General features: G+C 71.3%; 1 pseudogene. It reads right to left on the bottom strand.

Annotated elements, in window-relative coordinates:
- Position 1: 1 nt before the first annotated feature.
- Positions 2-331: pseudogene (locus ACXJMZ_RS37500) on the bottom strand (flavodoxin family protein); the annotation flags it as partial.

Here is a 331-nt window from a genome sequence, read left to right as displayed (position 1 = left end):
CTCAGCGGTGCTCGGGGTTCTCGAAGTCGAAGCGGCAGCCGGCGTCCCATTCGGAGCGCTGGTTGCCGTGGGCCGGGATGCCTCCGGCGTCCTTGAGCAGGCGGGCGAGGTGGAGCTGGTTCCAGGTCATGAAGGTGGTGTTGCGGTTGGTGAAGTCGTTCTCCGGGCCGCCGGAGCCGGGGTCGAGGTAGGAGGGGCCGGGCCCGGCCGGGCCGACCCAGCCGGCGTCGGCCTGCGGCGGGACGGTGTACCCGAGGTGCTGGAGGCTGTACAGGACGTTCATCGCGCAGTGCTTGGCGCCGTCCTCGTTGCCGGTGATCAGGCAGCCGCC

This window comes from Kitasatospora sp. P5_F3, assembly GCF_054049135.1.
This window is presented reverse-complemented; position numbering and strand designations above follow the sequence as displayed.